This is a genomic window from Fluviicola taffensis DSM 16823 (genome assembly GCF_000194605.1).
In the GTDB taxonomy this organism is placed as follows: domain Bacteria; phylum Bacteroidota; class Bacteroidia; order Flavobacteriales_D; family Crocinitomicaceae; genus Fluviicola; species Fluviicola taffensis.
The window spans coordinates 2,793,664-2,815,717 of the sequence record NC_015321.1 but is presented as its reverse complement, the minus strand read 5'-3'; the positions used below and the strand labels follow the sequence as shown (position 1 = coordinate 2,815,717).

19 protein-coding genes are annotated in these 22,054 nt (G+C 37.5%); 3 read left to right on the top strand and 16 right to left on the bottom strand.

What is annotated here, in order from left to right; all coding sequences use genetic code 11:
• Positions 1 to 20: 20 nt before the first annotated feature.
• The 13 genes from FLUTA_RS12250 to FLUTA_RS12185 all read right to left on the bottom strand — a co-directional run bounded on the left by FLUTA_RS12250 (position 21) and on the right by FLUTA_RS12185 (position 13,921).
• Positions 21 to 881, bottom strand: a complete 861-nt coding sequence (locus FLUTA_RS12250; RefSeq protein WP_013687198.1) for a hypothetical protein — start codon at positions 879 to 881, stop codon at positions 21 to 23.
• 569 nt (positions 882 to 1,450) lie between these two features.
• Positions 1,451 to 3,013, bottom strand: a complete 1,563-nt coding sequence (locus FLUTA_RS12240) for an OstA-like protein (RefSeq protein ID WP_169312083.1) — start codon at positions 3,011 to 3,013, stop codon at positions 1,451 to 1,453.
• A gap of 43 nt (positions 3,014 to 3,056) precedes the next feature.
• On the bottom strand, positions 3,057 to 4,328 hold the full coding sequence (locus FLUTA_RS12235) for an adenylosuccinate synthase (protein ID WP_013687195.1): 1,272 nt from the start codon (positions 4,326 to 4,328) through the stop codon (positions 3,057 to 3,059).
• On the bottom strand, positions 4,325 to 4,678 hold the full coding sequence (locus FLUTA_RS12230; RefSeq protein ID WP_013687194.1) for an STAS domain-containing protein: 354 nt from the start codon (positions 4,676 to 4,678) through the stop codon (positions 4,325 to 4,327). The genes FLUTA_RS12235 and FLUTA_RS12230 overlap by 4 nt, the downstream gene beginning before the upstream one ends.
• Positions 4,678 to 5,133: a Fur family transcriptional regulator gene (locus tag FLUTA_RS12225; RefSeq protein ID WP_013687193.1), complete on the bottom strand. Its 456-nt coding sequence runs from the start codon at positions 5,131 to 5,133 to the stop codon at positions 4,678 to 4,680. Before FLUTA_RS12225 ends, FLUTA_RS12230 begins: the two co-directional genes overlap by 1 nt.
• Positions 5,134 to 5,563: 430 nt before the next feature.
• Positions 5,564 to 7,774, bottom strand: a complete 2,211-nt coding sequence (locus FLUTA_RS12220) for a RelA/SpoT family protein (protein ID WP_013687192.1) — start codon at positions 7,772 to 7,774, stop codon at positions 5,564 to 5,566.
• Positions 7,775 to 7,926: 152 nt separating this feature from the next.
• Positions 7,927 to 8,355, bottom strand: a complete 429-nt coding sequence (locus FLUTA_RS12215) for a hypothetical protein (protein WP_013687191.1) — start codon at positions 8,353 to 8,355, stop codon at positions 7,927 to 7,929.
• A gap of 149 nt (positions 8,356 to 8,504) precedes the next feature.
• Positions 8,505 to 9,785 carry a fumarylacetoacetase gene (gene fahA / locus FLUTA_RS12210; RefSeq protein ID WP_013687190.1) on the bottom strand — a complete coding sequence of 427 codons (1,281 nt, stop codon included), beginning with the start codon at positions 9,783 to 9,785 and terminating at the stop codon, positions 8,505 to 8,507.
• 124 nt (positions 9,786 to 9,909) lie between these two features.
• The gene (locus FLUTA_RS12205) at positions 9,910 to 10,572 is read right to left on the bottom strand and encodes an SGNH/GDSL hydrolase family protein (protein ID WP_013687189.1); all 663 of its coding nucleotides are present in this window, start codon (positions 10,570 to 10,572) and stop codon (positions 9,910 to 9,912) included.
• A 119-nt stretch (positions 10,573 to 10,691) separates the two neighbouring features.
• Complete coding sequence (locus FLUTA_RS12200; protein ID WP_013687188.1) at positions 10,692 to 11,468, bottom strand: dienelactone hydrolase family protein; 777 nt, start codon at positions 11,466 to 11,468, stop codon at positions 10,692 to 10,694.
• A gap of 138 nt (positions 11,469 to 11,606) precedes the next feature.
• Positions 11,607 to 12,647: a DUF4407 domain-containing protein gene (locus FLUTA_RS12195; RefSeq protein ID WP_013687187.1), complete on the bottom strand. Its 1,041-nt coding sequence runs from the start codon at positions 12,645 to 12,647 to the stop codon at positions 11,607 to 11,609.
• Between the two features lie 81 nt (positions 12,648 to 12,728).
• Entirely contained in the window at positions 12,729 to 13,448 is a 720-nt protein-coding gene (locus tag FLUTA_RS12190) for an aspartyl/asparaginyl beta-hydroxylase domain-containing protein (protein ID WP_013687186.1), read from the bottom strand.
• A complete protein-coding gene (locus FLUTA_RS12185; RefSeq protein WP_013687185.1) occupies positions 13,445 to 13,921 on the bottom strand; it encodes a hypothetical protein in 477 nt (158 codons plus the stop codon). Before FLUTA_RS12185 ends, FLUTA_RS12190 begins: the two co-directional genes overlap by 4 nt.
• Before the next feature lie 376 nt (positions 13,922 to 14,297).
• Here FLUTA_RS12185 and FLUTA_RS12180 point away from each other — a divergent pair, with 376 nt between their 5' ends.
• The 3 genes from FLUTA_RS12180 (at position 14,298) to FLUTA_RS12170 (ending at position 19,167) form a co-directional block, all read left to right on the top strand.
• Positions 14,298 to 17,834: a fibronectin type III domain-containing protein gene (locus FLUTA_RS12180; protein WP_013687184.1), complete on the top strand. Its 3,537-nt coding sequence runs from the start codon at positions 14,298 to 14,300 to the stop codon at positions 17,832 to 17,834.
• Positions 17,835 to 18,086: 252 nt separating this feature from the next.
• Positions 18,087 to 18,413 (top strand): hypothetical protein, encoded by a 327-nt coding sequence (locus tag FLUTA_RS12175; protein WP_013687183.1) that lies wholly within the window; start codon positions 18,087 to 18,089, stop codon positions 18,411 to 18,413.
• 349 nt (positions 18,414 to 18,762) lie between these two features.
• Entirely contained in the window at positions 18,763 to 19,167 is a 405-nt protein-coding gene (locus FLUTA_RS12170) for a hypothetical protein (RefSeq protein WP_013687182.1), read from the top strand.
• A 77-nt stretch (positions 19,168 to 19,244) separates the two neighbouring features.
• On the opposite strand, the gene FLUTA_RS12165 is transcribed toward FLUTA_RS12170, so the two are convergent.
• From FLUTA_RS12165 to FLUTA_RS12155, 3 genes are all read right to left on the bottom strand, one after another.
• Positions 19,245 to 20,519: a serine hydroxymethyltransferase gene (locus tag FLUTA_RS12165; protein WP_013687181.1), complete on the bottom strand. Its 1,275-nt coding sequence runs from the start codon at positions 20,517 to 20,519 to the stop codon at positions 19,245 to 19,247.
• Positions 20,520 to 20,667: 148 nt separating this feature from the next.
• Entirely contained in the window at positions 20,668 to 21,423 is a 756-nt protein-coding gene (locus FLUTA_RS12160; protein ID WP_013687180.1) for a C40 family peptidase, read from the bottom strand.
• Positions 21,420 to 21,998 carry a DinB family protein gene (locus FLUTA_RS12155; protein WP_013687179.1) on the bottom strand — a complete coding sequence of 193 codons (579 nt, stop codon included), beginning with the start codon at positions 21,996 to 21,998 and terminating at the stop codon, positions 21,420 to 21,422. Before FLUTA_RS12155 ends, FLUTA_RS12160 begins: the two co-directional genes overlap by 4 nt.
• Between the last annotated feature and the right edge of the window lie 56 nt (positions 21,999 to 22,054).

Sequence of the window (22,054 nt, the reverse complement as noted above, 5' to 3'; positions counted from 1 at the left end):
AGACTCAATTAATTCAAATTTCATGTTGCTTTGCCACCTTCAAGCAAGTACTTCCCAGAACGTATTTGACCATCTTTAACAATAACTGGAAATAAGTTGTTTTCTGGAATATGATTGAAATCATCTATTAATATACTAATTGGAACTAATAAAGGCATTCCAAATTTTGAACCATGCTCAACACTTACAGTAATTGAAACCACTTTAAAAGTATCTATTTTCCTTAAATCAACACATAAATCCCTTTTGTTTTCTACTACAACTTCACTTATAAAATTTCGATTTATTCCATCATAAGAATTGATTGTAATCATAGCTCTTTTATGGATACCTTTAAACCAACTTGGTTTTAGATATAGGAGGTTTCCTTTCCTATTAACATTTAAAAAATCAGTATTTTCTAAGTCTATTATTTTGTTTTCTGTGCAAGAAATCTCTGAAATCTTTCTTTTAGTTAATTCACCATAGAAAACTTTTCTAAAAACATTTAATGTGGAATCACAATAATAATGAGCTAACACTGTATAATCTGAATTTAGAATTTTCCGGGATTTTAAATTTCCTTTTGAATCGAAATATTTACAATCCACATAACTAAAATTAGTATTCGTTTTATCTGGATATCCAATAGCAGATTCTTTTAGTGCTCCAAATTCATCATAATAAAAAATCTTATGAATCTTTGTGTTTAGATTTTCATAATCTTTTGAATTCAACTTTTCATTAGAATCATATCTATTTATCAAAATTATTGAATCGTTTAATTTCACTTTTGTTTCAAATGTACCATCAATAAGTGGAGTCTTTTTTAATTTCCCTTCACATGACATGAAAACAAGTGCTATAATGGAAAAGAAAACCGCAATATTCATTTTAGTCATATTCATTTTTTTAAGGAAAAGTCGAAATTCTCAAGGAATAAATCTAAACATATGATAATTTGATTCACTTCTATACTGTCTTATCCTGATTACTATAAATCAAAAGTAACAACAAACATCCAACTAAACCATGTGAAAATAAAGTATGAAAACACGTAAATACTCGATTTAAGCTTATCGTATTTTGTTTCCAGATGTTTCGCCTGATTAAATAATAATATGTTATTCAAAATTAATAGTGAAGTAAACATCAATAGTATCCATATATTATAATTCTTAACAAAGTCCACTAGTGCTTCAGGTAAATTCCTTCTGAAGAAAGACTTGTTTAACATGATCAAATTAGATACTGTTATCAAGTTCATAATGTTGTGAAAACTAAGAATAAAAACTGAAACAAACCCATACATTTCAGGAAGTTTTGAATCATGTTTAGTCATCAATATTAAATGTGAATAATATTTTATGTAAGCTTTTTTCAACGTATTGGAGAATTAATTACTGTCTATTTGGTATGCTTCCACAATTAGTTAGCTCATAATCTTAAAGGAATGAATCTATAGATTTTATCACTTATTCCTTCCAGTAGGAGTTTTTTCTTCTTCTTTGATGATTGGTTGAACTCTGGGTTTCAGCAATTCTTGCCACGTTTTAGGGCGCAAAAATGGATTCCATATAAACTCTTTCAGAAATTGTTCATCTGGATTTATTTTATCCATTGGGTAGAACTTACCATCAGGCAAGGTGATGTAGGAAATCCCCGTTACTTCACCACTGTCTAAATACACATTCAAACTGGATGAAAATATCCGATTCAACCCCATTCTTTTCACCACAATTGCAGTATCTGTTTTTTGCTCATCTTCCGGGTAGAAAATGGTTTTTGCTTGGCCAATTACTTCAGACCTTACCAATTCATTATTCTTGAAATACGACCAAATTTCTTTCCCAGCAAGCTGATTGTAATATTTTCCGGAATCCAGCTCATTGGCGGCAAAAGCATGCGGAAATAGGTGCGCTTTCTCAATCAAGGTGTCATTTTTTATAAACACGCGAATCGTATCTCCTATCAATTCAGAATTATAGCTCCAAAAATGTGCATTCCCCCATAAATCCATGATTCCATCGGCTTTTTTGTAGTCTAACGAATCAGAAACGCCTTGCACTTTCTCTTGAAATATACGCACATCTTTCCCTCCTCGAATCCGCAGGGTCTTTTCCAAGGTATCTCTGAAATGAACCAAAGTATCTGCTCGAATGAACATGGTATCTTTTGATTTCATGATCCGAATCAATGGGAAATCGGTTAACACATCTTTCAAAGTATTTCCATCAGAGGTGAAAAATCCAGCGTTGAATTGTACTTTTTGAGCCGTGTCCAACATTTGTACATTTCCTCTTCCTTCTGCAAATTTACGTTTGGGGGCGTAAAACAAACTATCTCCAGTAATGATTCTTGGAGCTTGTTCAATCTTTGCATGATTGGTCAAGAAACCTTCTTCTTTCTGCACATGATACCAACCTTTGTCACAATAGAACTTCGAATCTTTGGTTGTTCCAACCGTTGGTCCGTAGAAAAACACTTTGTGAACCAAGTAATTGTAATGTAGAGTATCTGTCGTCAATTTGAGCTCATCACTTTTATAAACAACATTTCCTTTAAAAAAACTTTCCTCTGTATTTGGGTAGAAATAACCGAAAACGCTGGTTAAAACTTCATTGGTTGTAATATTCTCAATGCGGCCTTTGTTTCGGTAAATTGCTTTCGAACTTTTGGCATCATAATCCAATGAATCGGTGGTTAGTTTATACTCTCTATCACGAATTCGAACATGTCCCCACAATTTTGCCAACCTCGTTTTCCCATTGTAATACATGGAATCACAAAATAGGTTTAGCGTATCCGCTTTATTGATTTGAACCTTTCCATAAGCCCAAACCTCATTTGTTCGCTCTTTGTAATGCGCAGAATCGCAAAACATGACATTTCCTTGGTATTTGAAATTGACGAATCCAGTCAATCGTTGTTTACCCGTTTTTTCGTCGTAGGAAAGCTTTTTAGCTCCAGGCAATAATTCCAGCCATGAGCTTTGACCGTAAGAAATTTGAGCACACACAAAAATTGCGCTCAAAATAAGCGCAATTTTCAAATGATCTATTCTCTTTATTTTCAAATTATTTCGTTGTCAATGTTTGCGTACGATCTGGTCCTACAGAAACTGTTGTTACAGGCACTTGCAAATGTTGTTCCAAATAATCCACATATGATTTTAACGCCGCTGGAGCATCTTCATAAGACGTCAACTTTGTTAAATCTGTGTTCCATCCTGGAATATCTTCGAAAACTGGCTCAATGGTTACCCCATCAATGTCGTAAGGCATGTAATCTTGTTCAACACCATCTACTTTGTATTTGGTACACGCTCGAATTGTGTCAAATGTATCCAAAACATCTGCTTTCATCATTGCTAATTCAGTAACGCCATTAATCATAATCGCATATTTCATAGCAGGAATGTCTATCCAACCACAACGACGTGGTCTTCCAGTTGTTGAACCAAACTCACGTCCTTCTTGACGAATTTTTTCGCCAACTTCGTCTTCCAATTCTGTAGGAAATGGTCCTGACCCAACACGTGTACAATATGCTTTGAAAATACCAATCACATCTCCAATTTTAGAAGGCGCAATTCCAAGTCCAGTACAAGTTCCAGCAGTTACCGTATTGGATGAAGTTACAAATGGATAAGTTCCAAAATCGATATCTAGCATTGTTCCTTGAGCACCTTCCGCTAAAATTTTCTTACCAGCTTTCAATGCATCATTCAAGTAATGCTCGCTATCAACAGCAGGCAAACCTCTTAGAACCTCAATTCCTTCCATCCATGGACCTTCCAATTCAGCCAAGTTGTATTCAAAACCTTCGTAATGCTTCAACATATTCAAATGTTTCTCTACCAAAGCTTGATATTTCTCTTTAAAAGAAGGCAAGAAAATATCTCCTACACGCAATCCGTTTCTTCCCGTCTTATCCATGTAAGTTGGTCCAATACCTTTTAACGTACTTCCAATTTTATTTTTTCCTTTTGAAGCTTCAGACGCTGCGTCCAATAATTTATGCGTAGGCAAAATCAAGTGTGCTTTTCGAGAAACAACTAAGCGTTTTGCAACATCAATTTTGAACGGAGCCAATTTTTCCAGTTCTTTTTGAAAAACTACAGGGTCAATAACCACTCCGTTACCAATCAAATTAATCACATTTGAATGAAAAATTCCAGAAGGAATTGTATGCAAAACATGTTTTACACCCTCAAACTCTAAGGTATGGCCAGCATTTGGTCCACCCTGAAAACGAGCAATAATATCATATTGTGGAGTTAGGACATCAACAATTTTCCCTTTTCCTTCATCTCCCCATTGTAATCCTAAAAGAACATCTACTTTCATGTGATTTTATTAAATTTCGCTTCAACCTCATCTGTAGAATTGAAGCAGCTAAAAATTTCGTTTAACTTGGATATTTCAATCAATTTCTTGACTGCTGGCTGTAAATTCACCAACACACAGTCTAATCCAATTTTTCGGGATCTTGTCAAGACACGAACAAAGAAGTTCAACCCAGTGCTGTTGCAATATTCCAATGCAGAGCAATCGCACAAAACGGCTTTCAATTCACTCGACAAAGCTTTATCAACTTGAATCAACGCTTCTGCCAAGCCTTCGTCAGAGATAATTCTCCCTGAAACTTTGACCAATACAAAATTCGACGACCTCGTTATGTCAAACTGAGCGCTCATTAGTTCTTTTTTTCATTCTCTTCGTTTCTAACGCCGTAGAAATAAAGTGAATGATGTTGGATATTTACCCCGAAGATTTCTTCGATTGTAGCTTTGATACTTTGTACGCGAGGATCACAAAACTCAATCACTTCTCCCGTATCTGTCAGGATAACATGATCGTGTTGTTTGGAACCGTGAGATTTTTCAAACTGCGCCAAATTTTTACCGAACTGATGTTTTCGCACCAAGTTACAAGCCAATAACAATTCAATTGTATTGTATAAAGTTGCTCTCGAAACACGGTAATTTTGATTCTTCATTTTGATATACAAAGATTCGATATCAAAGTGTCCAGTATAATTATAGATTTCAGCCAAAATTGCAAAGCGCTCGGGAGTTTTCCGGTGCCCATTTTGCTCCAAATATGCTGAAAAAATGTTTCTGACTGTTAACTGCAGATCTTGTTGTTGCATCTGACAAAGTTGAAAAGGCAAAAATAGTCATTTTTTTCTTTTAGAGCATCGACAAAACCAGTCACAAAAAGAAGTTTTCAACGAGTTATTAGGATTTTTAACACGAATTGGAAAAGCCATTCCAATTTTATTGTTTCATTAGAGCCAAATCCACTGAGAAAACCCGTACCACTAGTGAGCAAATAGATGGATGTCTATGCGTCTTTCTAGTGGATGAATCATCCTTAATTTAGAAGTTTTCTATGCTGGAAACAATTACAAACTGATGAACGATACTACTGATAAGTTGAAAAAATCTAACAATTCACGTAAAAACCCTTGCCACCACTGAGCAAATAGATACATGTCAATATGTATTTTAGGTAATAATCAGAAAAGTTGAGACGGATTATAGGCTTTATTGAGCCAATCCTGAAATTTTTGAATCCATCTAATCCTCCGTTGTGTCATAGCGCTCTACTCGTTTCACTCCTTCAACCTGCTCAAACTTCCGCATCAAGGTATCCAAATGCTCTGTATCGTATACCAATACATGAATTCTCCCTTCAAATAATCCATCGTTGGCTTCAAATGAAATCGACTTCATATTTACATTGAGCTCCTTCGAGATCACTTCCGTAATTTTATTCACGATTCCTACATCATCAATTCCAATCAAACGAATAGCTGCTACACGCGCCACTAAATCCTGACTTCTCCAGCGCGACTTGATACAGCGATAAGCCATTTTAGATTGTAAATGTTCCGCATTCGGGCAATTGATCCGGTGAATTTTGATTCCCTCCGAAATAGTAATAAACCCAAAAATCGGATCCCCAGGAATTGGATTACAGCAACGAGCCATTTGATATTGGATATTTTTGAAATCTTCTCCAATAATAATCGTATCGTCCTTCTTATTGATTTTCGGATAAACATCCAACTCGTGCTTATCCTTATGTACCGTTGTTTTCTTCTCTAACTGAAGTAATCCATTTACATTCTCCAATTCTCTCAACTTCGACAAGTCCAGTTTCCCTTTAGCAATACGGATATATAAATCCGTTGCAGAAGAAAACCCATAAAAACGCTCTAAAACAGTAATATTTTCTGACTTAAATTGAATGTGAAGCTGCTTAAATTTCCGTTCAAGAATCTCTTTCCCGTCTGCTGCAATCTCTCTTCGTTCATCGTTTAAAGCAGATTTAATTTTTTGACGTGCTCGAGCCGTGCCAGCCAACCTCAACCAATCTTCCGAAGGTTTTTGTTTGGACGAAGTGATAATTTCTAGCTGATCTCCATTTTGCAATTGATAACTCAATGGAACCAATCGGTTATTCACCTTCGCACCGATACACTTATTCCCAATATCACTGTGAATATCATAAGCAAAGTCAAGAATTGTAGCTCCAACAGGAAGAACACGTAAATCTCCTTTTGGCGTAAATACATAAATCTCCTCGTGGAATAAATTCATCTTAAACTCCTCCACGAAATCCATCGCGTTCACATCTGGATTCTCCAACAAATCACGAATTTCTGAAATCCATCGGTCAAATTTATTGTCGTCCTTTTGATTTTCCTTGTAGCGATAATGCGCAGCTAACCCTTTCTCTGCGATTTCATCCATTCGTTTGGTGCGGATTTGAACTTCGACCCACTTTCCTTGTGGAGACATCACAGTTGTATGTAATGATTCATATCCATTCGCACGAGGCGTGGAAATCCAATCTCTCAACCGGTCTGGACTAGGTTGATAAAAATCAGTAACAATCGAATAAACCCTCCAACAATCTGCTTTTTCCAGTTCTATCGGAGTATCTAGAATAATTCGAACCGCAAACAAATCAAATACTTCTTCAAAAGGCAAATCCTTGCTTTGCATTTTACGCCAAATCGAAGAAATGGATTTCGTACGAGCCTTCATATCAAAATGATATCCTTCTTTATTCAATGCCTCACGAATTGGATTTACAAAACGACGGATAAATCTATTTCGAACATCTTCTGTAGACTTTAATTTAAGCTGAATATCTTGATAAATAGCAGCCTCCGTATACTTCATTGCCAAGTCTTCCAACTCTGTTTTAATGGAATAAAGACCTAAACGATGTGCTAATGGCGCATACAAAAATTTGGTTTCCGAAGCAATTTTTATTTGCTTATCGTGACTCATACTTTCCAAAGTCCGCATATTATGCAAACGATCAGCAAGTTTGATGAGCACCACACGTAAATCATCCGAAATGGTCAGAATCATTTTACGGAAATTTTCCGCTTGTATGGATGTGTTTTGATCAAAAACATCTGGGATTTTGGTCAAGCCATCAATGATTCTTCGCGCTTTTTCACCAAATAAATCCTCTACATCTTGCAAGGTAATGTGCGTGTCTTCAACGGTATCATGTAACAATGCACAGGCAATGGAAGTAGCCCCCAACCCCATTTCTTCCACACAAATGCGGGCAACAGCAATTGGATGATAAATATAAGGTTCACCCGATTTTCTACGCATGTCTTTGTGTGCCTCCACTGCAACATCAAATGCTTTTCGAATGTAGGCTGTATCCTGACGCGTTCTATTTTTAGTCGCTTTTAAAAGTCCTTTAAATGCACTTAAAATTTCTAATCGTTCTTTTTCTAAATCTATCTGCGCTTCCATAAAACTGGGAAATCAATCTTTTAAGATACAAAAATAAGAGGAAATAGCCTGTGTTTTCAATTGGTTTTAGGAAGTGTTAACATTCAAAAGTGAACTACAAAAAAAGCCACTCCTTGTGAGAGTAGCTTTTCTTAAATAGCGTGAGAACTGAATCACTGTTCCATGTGATATGTATACGTTTCCTTTTCGTTCGAATCAGGATAAGAGTATGTTTCTACCAAAACCAATTTACCTTTTTTGGGACCATCAGTAATCTTCAGAACACTTGGCTGCCCATTTGCAATTAAGGTAATTTGATCTTCCGTATTTGTCCAAGTTCCCGAGGAAGTAAGAGGAACAACACCCAAAAAAATATTCAGGAAAAACGATCCGTTCTTTTTAAACTCCATAGTTCCGGTTGCAGGATAATTATCCGATTCTTCAACCGAACCGTCAAGGTAATATTTATAGTCTACCGATTTAACATCCCATTTACCCTCTTTTTTAGTCAATTGATTTTCAACTCTTTTCACTTTAGAGCAAGAAGCCAAACCAACAAACGAGACAACAATAACAACTAAAATTCTAGTAAAAATTTTCATGAATCAAGATTTAATTTTAAACAAAACTAGCACTTAATCCAAGCTGAAAAATCAACCTTTTGGTGGATTTTTTAATATGTAAGAACCAAAAAAAGTCGCACCAAAATGATGCGACTACTTCTATTTTGCATTAATTAGAATTTCTTTTTTTAATCAAAAGCAGGCAAAATCTTTCCAGAAACTTCTCCAAAACCGATTCGAACCCCATCTTTTGAAGAAAATCCTCGCATGATTACATTGTCTCCATCTTGAATGAATTTTCTTTCACTTCCGTCTTTCAAATGAATTGGTTTTGTCCCTTTCCAAGTCAATTCCATCATTGAACCAAATGAATCAGGTGTCGGACCTGAAATAGTTCCAGAACCCATCAAATCTCCACATCGAACGTTACAACCATTCACTGTATGATGTGCCAATTGCTGGGCCATGTTCCAATACATATACTTGAAATTCGACGTACAAACTTTTGTCTCCTGTCCATTTTCAGGTTCAATATATGCTTCCAATTGAATATCGTATGACAATTGTCCTTCGTATTTCAAATAAGACAAAACCGCTGGATCTTGAATTGGACCTTCTAATTTAAAAGGTTGTAATGCATCCAAAGTAACAATCCAAGGAGAAAGTGATGAAGCGAAGTTCTTCGCCAAAAAAGGTCCAAGTGGCACGTACTCCCAAGCTTGAATATCGCGGGCAGACCAATCATTGAACAAAGCCATCCCAAAAATATAATCCTCTGCTTCTGTCGTTGAAATAGACTCTCCCAACGGTTTTCCATCAAAAGTGATAAAGGCCGTTTCCAATTCGAAATCGAGACTCCTACACGGAGCGTAAATTGGTGGTTCTTCTGGATTTGGTTTAATTTGGCCTTTCGGTCGTCTTACTGGTTCACCAGAAATAATAATCGAACTCGACCTTCCATGATAACCGACTGGCAACCACAACCAATTCGGCATTAAGGCATTTGCTGGATCACGCAACATCATTCCGATATTGGTAGCATGTTCCCTACTCGAATAAAAATCTGTGTAATCGCCAATCTGAACGGGCATACACATTTTCACATGCTCCAATGGAATGAGAACCTGAGCCACATGCTGTTCATTTTGCTGCAAATCAGGTTGATTTACATCGAATAATTTGGACAAACGATTTCTTAAGTCACGAACCGCCTTCTTTCCTTTTTTCATCATTGGATTCAATGAATCTGTATCGAAATCTGAAAGTTCGAACGGCAAATTCTCCATATACCCCAACACGTGAAGTGTTTTCAAATCAACCACTTTATTTCCAATTCTCGATGCAACGTGAGGTGCTAAATCTTCACTTTGAACAACTCCAAAAGGAATGTTTTGAATGGGGAAATCTGAATTCGAAGGAACTTCAATCCATGATTTTAAAGCGGGATTATTTGCTGGTATTTCTGACATTATTCATGATTTTAATAGAAGCAAAGATAAGACTTTAGACAAAAGACATTAGACAAAAGACTTGAATTCACAAAAAAGATCAAGTCTGTTGTCTTTGGTCTTTAGTATTGTGTCCTTTACGATCTTATTTAACCTTCACCTTTTTCAAAATCTCTCTCACCCAAAGCGCATACATCTTCGCACTTGGATGCAATCCATCATCGGCTACTAAATCAGGTTGTTCTAGTCCTTTTCGAGAAATGTCCGTTATCTCCACGTAATTCAATCCCAAAGAATCAGAAATCCGCTTATTGGAAGCATTAAAGACATTAATCCGTTCTGAAATTTGATTCATCGTAGTCTTTCCATAGGGTGTGAATCCATAATCAGGAATAGAGAGAATGTAGAGGTTCTGTTTTTTATTTCTGGTCAACTCCAATGCCTTCTTACATAGCATCGTAAAATCGTTTTCATACTGATTGATTGATTTTCCTTGGAATTCGTTATTTACACCAATGAGCAAAGTTACCAAATCGTATTCCTTTTGAAGTGAAGAGGAATTAATAGCATCCATCAATTGATCCGTCCTCCATCCAGTTCGAGCAATTATTACCGGACTAGCAAAATTTTTCCCTTTCAAACTCAACGAATCCACTAATTGATACGGAAAGTTCAAACTTGTTTCAACACTTTCACCAATTGTGTAAGAATCACCCAAAGCAATATAAGACAAGCTTTCTTTGGAAGTTATACAACCGGAAAACGAGGAAATCAGAATGGATCCAAGAATAATTTTTGTCAATTTCATCCTTCAGATACGACTAAAAATCCATTTTGGATGTTAGGTCTATAAGATAAAAGACAAAAGACTTGATCTTTTTGGGGAATTCAAGTCTATCGTCTTTTATCTAATGTCTTAAGTCTCTCTTATTTAACCTTCGTCTTCATAAACTGATTGAAATCAATCCAGCTTTGTTTGTCAGCAGCGGCATTGTACGAAATCGGCATGGAGAATTTCTTTCCAGTTGCAGTTGCATTCGGATTCGTAAATGCATGTGTTGCTTCTGGATAATCGATAAAAGTCAGGTCTGCACCAGCTTCCGTCATTTGCTTTTTAAATTCGTTGATTTCTTCTACTGGAACAAATGAATCGGCAGCTCCGTTGCAAACAAGAACGGCAGCTTTTAACTTGGATTTGTCCACTGGAATCCCTGCCAATCCACCATGAAAGCTAGCAACACCGTCAATTGGCGCGCCCATTTTAGCTGCATTCAAAACTACAGAACCTCCGAAACAATATCCAATCGCCACAATTTTAGATGAATCAACGCCTTCAATTTTCAACGATTGATTGTATCCCGCCATGAAACGATTGAATGAAAAATCGGAATCTTTGTAAAATGGTGTTGCTAAAGCTTGTGCATCTTTTGGGTTCGCAGCAATTTTACCTTTTCCATACATATCGATGCAAAAACCAATATTTCCTTCTCGGGCAATTTGAAGCGCTCGTGATTTGGGATAATCGTTTAATCCCCACCATTCGTGAACAATGAGAATTGTTTTTGTTTTCTTGGTAATTTTAGTTGGTTTTGCATAAAACGCAGTAAATTTTTGTCCGTCAATGGAATATTCTACCGAATCGAGAACTTGCGAAAAGGTGCTGCTTGCTGCAAAAAGGAGTGTAAAAAGAATGAATTGTTTCATGATATGACTATTTGTAAAACTCAAAGATACTTCAAGATCAAATTAATTATCAATTATAAATGGCAGAATTATCAATACGGGTTGAGTAGAACACAAAAATCCTCTTGATAATTAATAATTAACCGCTGATAATTCTTCTTAAATCAACTCTCTTTCTTTCTCTTTAAACTCTTTTTCTGATTCCAGCGTTGCAACTTTCATTTCAAAATCTTCGCGTAAAGCAACTTTGGTATCGTAAGCTCCAGATGACATGAACAATTTGCTGATAATCGGAATCAACTCAAATAAAGTCAGGATTACCATCAATAAATAATACTGATTTTGGAGTCCATGCGTTTTGTCTTTATCAAACAAGGATTGAAGGGCTTCTTTTTTGATCAAAAAACCTTTTCCATCCAATGTCTTTTCGAAATCGGAAACACTCTTAGTTACTTTAGCATTGATTTCATCCAATTCCTTGGTAATCTTTTCCAATTCGGTTTTAGAATCCTTTTGCATTTTATCCAGATTGTCTTTGGCGATCATGTAACCGTTCTGCTTGGCTTTCGCAATTCCTGCAATACCGAATTTCCCAGAACCACCCGTTCCATCGATTTCTTTCAGGTAATCATTTTGTTTTTCAATTGCTAGTTCACTTTTCTCTTTCAATTCATCATCCAACTTCTTTTTATTCGCTAGCAATTCATCTTTTCGAGATTGGTAAACTTGTTCCACCTCGATTTTCTTTTCGGCCAGTTTTTTATCTAGTAAAATCGGAACTTCACGATCAATATCGGAACTAAAAATGAATAAAATGATAGGCTGAGCCAAAAATGCACCTATGCACAGAGCCATCACTACCCGAAGTGCAATCGCCACAATATTGGTTCTTTTCTTATTGATGGAAGAAACCAAAACCCGATCAATAGAAAGGACAAAGCCCCCCATAAAAATTCCAAGAGAAACAAATAGAAACGGAGAATCCGAGTTTGTACTCCAAAAATACCCCCATGCTAAAGTTGCATACAACCACGTGAAAAGCATTGCAGACCCTAAGATTTTATACCTGTTTCGATCAACCGTACAAACTTCAATCAGTTCTTTTATCGCTGTGGAAAACCACCACAATACTTCAGACATTTGATCCGATTCTGAATCTGGTTCTTTCTTTTGTTTTGTATCTATTGAATTCTCTGCCATGTTCGTGTTTATTCCACATAAAGTGAGCAAATATAGTTCAGTTACAAAAGCAAATGATTTTTTTATGAATTTTAGGATTTTTCAACTCCAGCTTTTCAACTTCCTTTCCAATTCTTCTACTATCGGGTGGTTTGCCATCAACGGATTGCTTCTCAACTCTTCCAACATACGGATAATGGTTTCGTCCGAAAGTTTTTCTTCCCGATCGGTTTCAAAACTTGATTCTGGAGCAAGTGAGAAAAAAAGTTCGTCTGTCCAGGCATTTCGAACGCCATCAATCACCAAATGAACCCGGTCAATTGTTCCTCGATTCGCTACCGAATGAACAAAATTCACATTGGTGTACCAACATTCTCCAGGAAGCATGGTCAGTCTTTCTCCATCCAGAATGAATTCAATTTCTGGATTGGTTACAATTGGAATATGCAAACGAAACTGCCCGTCTTCATAACCTAATTCATGATCAGTATGTGGTTTTATTTCTGCACCGACCTCCAACCTCAATAATCGAGCTGAAAGGATATCGCATTTAAACTGATTAAGTACTTCTTTGAAATAAGCACATTCTTTCATCAAGGGTGTTTCAGAAATAGAAGTGTAATCTTGTAGATGTGCAAAAATATTTTGTTCGTTTCCATTTGCCGCATACAACGAAACAGCTTTCCAATTCCCAGTATAACCCCCTGTATTGAAATGCGAAATCCATTCCCCCTCCATGGCACGCTTGAGATCCGAAACTAACAGCTGCTCATCAAACTGAATGGGAAACTTCAGGTATTTTGTTACTTGTTTTATACTCATCTCAACCATTTTAGCATGTGAGGATATGGCTTTTCTGTGCCTTTTTCGGAACTCGAACAAAATCCCATCCATTTAAATAAAGGAAGTCCGATGTAATTTCCATTTTGAAATTGCTGAATGAGCCATTCGGATTCATTTTTGTAGCCATCCGGATGAAAAACCACTTCAGGTTCCAGCCCCAAGTGTTTCAATGCAGCATAAGACCAAAGAATAGCGGCTAATTCATCGCCGTCACTCGGCCATTCGGGATCCATTTCGTTGGTTCCTATCAATGGTCGCAGTTCTGCCTCTGTCACTGCTAAATGTCCAGCTTCATGCAACAAGTCTCCTGGAAATTTTAATCGCTCAGAATCCAGTAGAATAGTGTTTTTTTCAATGGCCAACCCAGGCAGAAAACAATCATCTGGAAGCTCTGTTTCCACAACCTGAATTCCAATTTCTTGTATAAAGCAAATAATTTTCTCGCGTTCCATTTGAAAGTGAATAGTTTCAGTGGATGAAGATAAAAAAAATCACCCAACGAAACACAGGAAACATTCGAGCGGCTATTTCGCCTTAAAATAAGCTTATGTTACCAAGAAGACTTTGTTCTGTAGTTTTTTGACTGTTTTAGATTCCAAATTTGAACACCTAGAACTAATTTTTCACACAAGGACTCAAAACTTATTTTTTCTTAAATACTAAATCGATTAACTATCTGTAAAAAACATTCAGTCAATTTAATGCTTATTTGACACGTCCTTAATCCACTTCGAAACTCACGAACCTAACTTTGTACTAAACTTTAGTAAAAAACATCTTGCAAACTCTTTGAGCTAAAAATCAATCAGTAACAAATAAATTCTAAACATGAAAAACAACATTTTTACAACAATTAAAACCTGTCTTCTCATCCTTACTTTGGGATTCTGGCAAACAGGATTCTCACAAGTGAGTATTAACGCTCACAACACAGATTTCAACACCAATTTGAACGGTTGGAACGGAACACTTCCTACTGGATTTACAAGACTTACCAGTCTTACATACCAAGGTAATTCATCCAGCTCAATTACTGGCGGAGTCTATGCCGTTTCAAATAGTGGATTTGGATATAAACCGAGCGGAAGTGCTACAAGTTGTTGGATAGAAGGTACTTTTCAAAACACAACAGGAAGCACAATCACTGAGGTTGTAATTAGCTATCAGGCTTTTAGTATTGCTTCCGATTCACGAATTCCAACTTGGACAGCAACTTCAAGTCTTGGAAATGTATCAGCATTGAACTGGACATATACAGCAACGAATACTCCCGCTTCACCTGCAAATAAAACGGTTACTTTAACAGGCCTGAATGTAGCTAACAATGCTACGTTCACACTTCGATTCACATCAGACCGTGGAACAGGATCAGGTGCTTCTCCTATGATCGGTTTGAATAACATTAAAGTAAAATCAGTACTTGCCGTATGCGATATCCCAACCAATCTTGCTGAAAACAACGTAACGGCAACAACTTCAGATTTCAATTGGGATGCTGATGGTTCCAACAACTTCCAATATGTATTGAGTCAAACAGCAACCTCTCCAACGGGAGCTGGAACGGCAATTAACGGAATATCTTTCAGCACATCATCATTAACTCCTTCTACTACCTACTTTTTTCACTTGCGTCAAAATTGTGGGAGTGGAAATTTCTCCAACTGGACATACGTCAACTTTACGACACCTGCTTGTCTTTCTCCAACCGGATTAACTGCCAGTAATACAACAACCAATTCTTCTGATTTATCATGGAATGCACAAGGAAGCAATGGATTTGAATACGTAGTTGATCAAACGGCAACAAACCCAACAGGTTCAGGAACAGCAACAACAGGAACAACTTATAATGCAACATCATTGAATCCATTGACGACTTATTATTTACATGTCCGTACAAATTGTGGAGGAGGTAATTTTTCTGCATGGGAAACGATTTCATTTACGACTTTAATCGAACCATGTATTGCGCCAACTGGATTGACAGCTGCAAATACAACGCACAACTCTTCTGATTTATCGTGGAATGCGCAAGGAAGCAGCACTTTCGAATATGTGGTTGACCAAATCAATACAGATCCAGCAACGGCGGGAACTTCAACGACTGGAACAACTTACAATGCAACTGCATTAACTCCATTAACGACGTATTACTTACATGTTCGCACAAACTGCGTTCAGGGAAATACATCTGATTGGGAAACGATTTCTTTCACAACGTTAATTGAACCATGCATTGCACCAACAGGATTGACAGCTGCAAATACAGCGCACAACTCTTCTGATTTATCGTGGGATGCACAAGGAAGCAGTACTTTCGAATATGTGGTTGACCAAATCAATACAGATCCAGCAACAGCGGGAACTTCAACGACTGGAACAACTTACAATGCAACTGCATTAACTCCATTAACCACTTATTACTTACATGTTCGCACAAACTGCGTTCAGGGAAATACATCTGGTTGGGAAACGATTTCTTTCACAACGTTAATTGAACCATGTATTGCGCCAACTGGATTGACAGCTGCAAATACAACGCACAACTCTTCTGATTTATCGTGGGATGCACAAGGAAGCAGCACTTTCGAATATGTGGTTGACCAAACATTGACAGATCCAGCAACAGCGGGAACTTCAACGACTGGAACAACTTACGATGCAACTGCATTAACTCCATTAACCACTTATTACTTACATGTTCGCACAAACTGCGTTCAGGGAAATACATCTGATTGGGAAACAATTTCTTTCACAACGTTAATTGAACCATGTATTGCGCCAACTGGATTGACAGCTGCAAATACAACGCACAACTCTTCTGATTTATCGTGGAACGCACAAGGAAGCAGCACTTTCGAATATGTGGTTGACCAAATCAATACAGATCCAGCAACAGCAGGAACTTCAACGAATGGAACAACTTACAATGCAACTTCATTAACTCCATTGACAACTTATTACTTACACGTTCGCACAAACTGTGTTCAGGGAAATACATCTGATTGGGAAACAATCTCTTTTATAACTCTGGTTACACCATGCATTTCACCAACAGGATTAACTGCCGCAAATACAACTCACAACTCTTCTGATTTATCTTGGGATACTCAAGGAAGTAATACGTTTGAATATGTCGTTGACCAAATTAATGCAGATCCAATCATTTTAGGAACACCAACAACTGGAACGAGTCACCATGCAACATCACTAAATCCGCTTACAACTTATTACCTGCACATTCGCACGGATTGTAGTGGAACAAATTTCTCTCCGTGGGAAACGATTTCTTTCACAACGTTGATTGAACCATGTACGGCACCAACTGGATTGGTTGATGCAAATACAACACATAACTCATCTGTTCTGTCGTGGAATCCACAAGGAACGAATGATTTTGAATACGTCTTTAATCAAACAGCAACGGCTCCAACTGGTTCGGGAACAGTAACTTCAGACACAAGTTATGAAGCTACAAGTTTAAATCCTTCTACTATGTATTATCTACATGTTCGTGCGAACTGCATTCAAGGAAACACTTCTGACTGGACTACTTATTCGTTCACCACACTCGTTGAACCATGTATTGCGCCAACTGGATTGACAGCTTCAAATACAACGCACAACTCATCTGTTTTGTCATGGAATCCACAAGGAATGAATGATTTTGAATTTGTAGTTGATGAAAATGCGACTTCTCCAATGGGTTCTGGAACTACAACTTCAGATACGAGTTACAACGCAGCAGGGTTGACTTCTGAAACAACTTATTACATCCACGTTCGTACGGATTGTGGAAACGGAAACTTCTCTCCATGGGAAACTTTTTCTTTCACAACATTGGTTGGACCATGTGCTGCTCCAACTGGATTGACGGCATCAACTATTACAGGACATGCTGCAGACCTAAGCTGGAACACGCAAACTGGAAACACGTTTGAATATGTCTTAAATCAAACAGCAACAGCACCAACTGCAAGTGGAACAGCAACAGCAAACGCTGTATTTACTGCATCTGGCTTAACGGGTTCAACGATTCACTATTTCCACGTTAGAACCGATTGCGGAAACGGAAATTTCTCTCCATGGACAACACTTTCTTTCACAACACTTTCTACTGTTGGACTAGAAGAGCAAGAAACTATTAGTTTAAACGTTTATCCGAATCCAGCGAATGGATTGGTTACAATTTCAGGGCAGACAACAGGAATTGTAACACTTACAAACTTGAAAGGTCAACAATTAATGACTTTGGATTTAGAGCAAACAAATTCGTTTGATATTTCGAATCTAGAAAGCGGGATGTATTTCGTGATTTATGAAACCGGAACTCAAAATGCGCTTATCAAAGTGATTAAGGAGTAAGAAGAATTATAATTAACGGGAAAGGGATGATTCGCTGTGGCGGATTGTCCCTTTTTTTTAGTTATCCGGAAATCTATCAAAATCTCAATTGGCATCATCGGGAATATTTTTTGGTCTGTTGTGTTTTATAGTAACGAGCATTGAAAAAATTAGAAAGAGAACAATACTGGATAAAAACGAGTAGTGAGGCGGAAAAATTTCCGTTCCCTTTCTTAATTCTGCGTACCTTAGCCAAAATTTTTTACACGCAATATGGAGCAGGTTGAATTCTTAGAACAAAAAGTATTTAATGATTTGAAAAACATGAACGATGGGTTCGACAAGGCAGAAAATATTCATTTCAATGAATGGGATTTCGCAATCGTACTTCAACGCGCAGAATACTTTGGTATTGGAATCTATGAAATTCAGGCATGGCTTGATGGTGTTTTATACGATATTGAAATTCACGAGCATTTCAAAAAGAAAGCCACGGATGCAGCATGGTACAAAAAAGCATTACTCACTTTTTCAACACAACAAAAAGGACTTACGTTTACAGCAGCTTATAAAGTTTCTGCAAAGCTTTTGGCAAAATAGAACGAAATTATAGATAAACAAAAAAGTAAGGACGCAATTAATTGCGTCCTTTTTTATGCGATCATTTAATCCGTTCATGACATCAATCACCCGACTCGTGACAAACAACAATCTTCCTTCTGTAAAAACAAGTTACATTCGCTTCACACTATTCGCTATTTGCCTTTCAGACGGACTCGGCCGGGTCCGAAGAAAGGAAATGGAAATGTGGCGTGGAGTCAGCAAATCACGCTAAAAAACAGCCTGCCCCGATAGGATTACAGGGGGGCGTTTTCCGAAAAGCCTGAGAGTAGGAACCACAACACTTGCGCTGAAGCTAAAGCGAAGACGCATTCACATACTATTCACTATGACAACATTTAATGCAAACGCACCTGCAAGTATCCAATTGGGTAACGGTGCACAATTTTGGGTTTATTTATCGCCACAGAATGACACGGCGAAAATGATCACGACCTGGAAAGTAACTTTTTCACAAGGAAATTGGAGCGATTCTATTTCAAGTGAGGATCCAACCAAACAAATTCAAACACCAAATCTTTCCGGTATTTTTGATATTCAGGTAGAATTACTAAGTGGTTCAACAGGTACATGGCGTGCAATCCCTGCTCAGCAAGGAAGTACGAATCAAATCGGATGCAACAGCAATTGTTCATCCATGGTTGGTATCGTTGCAGACAGTACCAACCCGGCGCCGGGAGCAATCAATGCCCAGTTCTGGACAACGTGGGACGCACTTTGCAGCAGAGCATAAACAAAATCTATTTTGTTAAAACACGTAGGGGCGCGATTAATCGCGCCCCTACGTGTTTTAACTGATTTAATTACTATTTACCACGTAAACAAAGGTCTTGCACTCATTAGTGCATTCACCTCGGAACGTACTTTGTGAATCGTTTCTTCGTCGCCAATGTTCATCAATACACGGTCAATCAATTTTACGATTGTTGGGATTTCTGTTTCTTTAATTCCTCTGGATGTAATTGCAGATGTTCCAACACGAATTCCGGAAGTGATGAATGGAGATTCTGTATCGAAAGGAACCATGTTCTTGTTCACCGTGATATCTGCCAAAACCAAGTTGTTTTCTGCATCTTTTCCAGTTACTCCTTTTGATCGTAAATCGATTAGCATGCTGTGATTGTCTGTTCCTCCAGAAATGATTTTATACCCCAATTTCATGAATTCATCCGCCATCAATGCAGCATTCTTTTTCACTTGAGTCATGTATATTTTGTATCCGTCTGATAACGCTTCTCCAAATGCGACTGCTTTTGCTGCGATTACGTGCTCCAATGGTCCACCTTGAATTCCTGGAAACACTGCTGCATCCAACAAAGCCCCCATTGATTTCGGGTTTCCGTTGTTCCATTTCAAACCAAATGGATTGTCGAAATTATTACGCATCATGATGACACCTCCACGAGGGCCACGCAATGTTTTGTGAGTCGTAGTAGTAACAATGTGACAATAATCCAAAGGATCATTCAATAATCCTGCTGCAATCAATCCTGCTGGATGAGAAATATCTGCTAAAATGAGAGCTCCAACCTCATCTGCAATTTTGCGAATGCGTGCATAATCCCAATCTCTGGAATAAGCGGATGCACCACAAATAATCATTTTTGGTTTTTCGCGTTTCGCCACTTCTTCCATCATGTCATAATCCACTTGTCCAGTTTCTTGACTTACACCATAGAAATGTGGGTCGTATAATTTTCCAGAAAAATTTACCGAAGATCCGTGTGTTAAATGTCCACCATGAGACAAATCGAACCCTAAAATTTTATCTCCTGGTTTTAAACACGCCAAGAAAACAGCCGCATTTGCTTGCGCCCCCGAATGTGGTTGCACATTTGCCCAAGTCGCTCCAAATAATTTACACAAACGATCAATTGCCAATTGCTCTACTTTGTCAACCACTTCACATCCACCGTAATAGCGCTTTCCAGGAAGTCCTTCTGCATATTTATTTGTCAACACAGAACCCATTGCTTCCATTACCTCATCAGAGACGAAATTTTCAGATGCAATTAATTCAATACCATGCTCTTGACGCTGTCTTTCTGCAATAATTAAGTCAAATATTTCTTGATCGCGTTTCATTCTTATATTTTTTTAGTTCAAAAATTTAAACAGTTCAAAGGGTTCAAAAAGCTTAACCGGATCAAAATTGAACGATTGAACGATTGAACTTTTAAACCTTCGGTTTTCGTGCGCAAATATAATCTGATTCTAAAAACTATCATTGCTTTTAGAGTCTTTTGATCGAATGTAATTTGTGTGAATTCACTTCATCTATTTTTCGAATAATTCCTCGGGAATTAAAATCATCGATTCGCACATAGCCGTGAGCATGAATAATTTCATCTTTATTCACCAACAAACCAACATGATGAATCGTTCCTGAATCCGAAATAAAGAAAGCCAAATCACCTGCTTCTCGGTCTTCAAAATCAATCTCCAACCCCATTTCTACTTGTTGTGAAGCATCTCTTGGCAATTGGTAATTGAAAACGCGGTGAACTTGCTGCATCAATCCCGAACAATCAACCCCAAACATCGTTTTTCCTCCCCACAAATAAGGAGCGTTCAAATAGCTTTGAGCAAAATCAATGCGTGAAGTTGGCATTTCTTCTTCCTCATTTAAAAACGAATAGGTTGATTTACCAATCGTAAACGTTTCATCCGCATCTGCCGGACGAAAAAATCCCTTTGGTAAAATTTGTTTTCCCTCAGGTCCTTCTACTATTCGGAATTCGGAATGCTCAACTACCAGTCCATCTAACCAGCGAGAAAATTCTTTTTCCCTTAAGTCTTGAAGTTGTTTTGGGTCCATCCAACCTTCATATCCATCCATAAACGAACGGATTTTCAGCCAATTGTCTTGTACCTCCGTAATTTCAACCAATTCACCAAACAACAATTGCGTTACTAGTTCTGATCGATCGCTTGCTTCTGCTCGAACTGGAGCAATGCTCGCTTTACAAAATGCATGAATTCTACTCACTTTTTAGGAAATTGAGAATTTTTAGTCAAATTCAAAGCCTGTTCCAAATGTCGGTCATTGTGATACGCTACAAATAGCAAAGCATCCCCCAATCTCAATCGAACCAATTTCGACATCGAAAGTGGAACTTTGACTTTCTTTAGGCTGACAGAAACTGACTTTTCGATAATATCCAAGAACTGTTTTTGACCAACTAAGAGTGATTCAACCTCATTACCTGTTACTAATCCGGTTGTTACAGTTGGATTGTATTGGATTGGTGCATTAAATTTCCGTTTCACATTCCGTGCATTCCCCAATTTCATCGACATCCAAGCAGATTTTCCCAAGGGAGAAGATGTGTAATTGATTCTTGGAACTCGAAACCGTGTTCCATCAATACGCTCATTGAGAACACGATGATAGAATGTGGCGTAAGCATTCAAATGGGCAAAAATCTCCGTTAAACTCCAAGTTGTTGGATTCGGTTTCCAATTCATTTGACTTTCCGAATACTTGGAAAACTTGGATTTCAAGTGATGGATATTTTTCTCGGTAATAGTAGCCACTTCATTGAAGACCCATTGAGTTGTCATAATGCTTCGAATTTATATCAAATATAAACAGAGCAAATTGATTAACAAAAGTTATA

Coding starts and splice junctions, on each gene's coding strand:
- FLUTA_RS12250 (WP_013687198.1), bottom strand. CDS start 881: ATGACTAAAATGAATATTGCGGTTTTCTTTTCCATTATAGCACTTGTT.
- FLUTA_RS12235 (WP_013687195.1), bottom strand. CDS start 4,328: ATGAAAGTAGATGTTCTTTTAGGATTACAATGGGGAGATGAAGGAAAA.
- FLUTA_RS12230 (WP_013687194.1), bottom strand. CDS start 4,678: ATGAGCGCTCAGTTTGACATAACGAGGTCGTCGAATTTTGTATTGGTC.
- FLUTA_RS12225 (WP_013687193.1), bottom strand. CDS start 5,133: ATGCAACAACAAGATCTGCAGTTAACAGTCAGAAACATTTTTTCAGCA.
- FLUTA_RS12220 (WP_013687192.1), bottom strand. CDS start 7,774: ATGGAAGCGCAGATAGATTTAGAAAAAGAACGATTAGAAATTTTAAGT.
- FLUTA_RS12215 (WP_013687191.1), bottom strand. CDS start 8,355: ATGAAAATTTTTACTAGAATTTTAGTTGTTATTGTTGTCTCGTTTGTT.
- fahA (WP_013687190.1), bottom strand. CDS start 9,785: ATGTCAGAAATACCAGCAAATAATCCCGCTTTAAAATCATGGATTGAA.
- FLUTA_RS12205 (WP_013687189.1), bottom strand. CDS start 10,572: ATGAAATTGACAAAAATTATTCTTGGATCCATTCTGATTTCCTCGTTT.
- FLUTA_RS12200 (WP_013687188.1), bottom strand. CDS start 11,468: ATGAAACAATTCATTCTTTTTACACTCCTTTTTGCAGCAAGCAGCACC.
- FLUTA_RS12195 (WP_013687187.1), bottom strand. CDS start 12,647: ATGGCAGAGAATTCAATAGATACAAAACAAAAGAAAGAACCAGATTCA.
- FLUTA_RS12190 (WP_013687186.1), bottom strand. CDS start 13,448: ATGAGTATAAAACAAGTAACAAAATACCTGAAGTTTCCCATTCAGTTT.
- FLUTA_RS12185 (WP_013687185.1), bottom strand. CDS start 13,921: ATGGAACGCGAGAAAATTATTTGCTTTATACAAGAAATTGGAATTCAG.
- FLUTA_RS12180 (WP_013687184.1), top strand. CDS start 14,298: ATGAAAAACAACATTTTTACAACAATTAAAACCTGTCTTCTCATCCTT.
- FLUTA_RS12175 (WP_013687183.1), top strand. CDS start 18,087: ATGGAGCAGGTTGAATTCTTAGAACAAAAAGTATTTAATGATTTGAAA.
- FLUTA_RS12170 (WP_013687182.1), top strand. CDS start 18,763: ATGACAACATTTAATGCAAACGCACCTGCAAGTATCCAATTGGGTAAC.
- FLUTA_RS12165 (WP_013687181.1), bottom strand. CDS start 20,519: ATGAAACGCGATCAAGAAATATTTGACTTAATTATTGCAGAAAGACAG.
- FLUTA_RS12155 (WP_013687179.1), bottom strand. CDS start 21,998: ATGACAACTCAATGGGTCTTCAATGAAGTGGCTACTATTACCGAGAAA.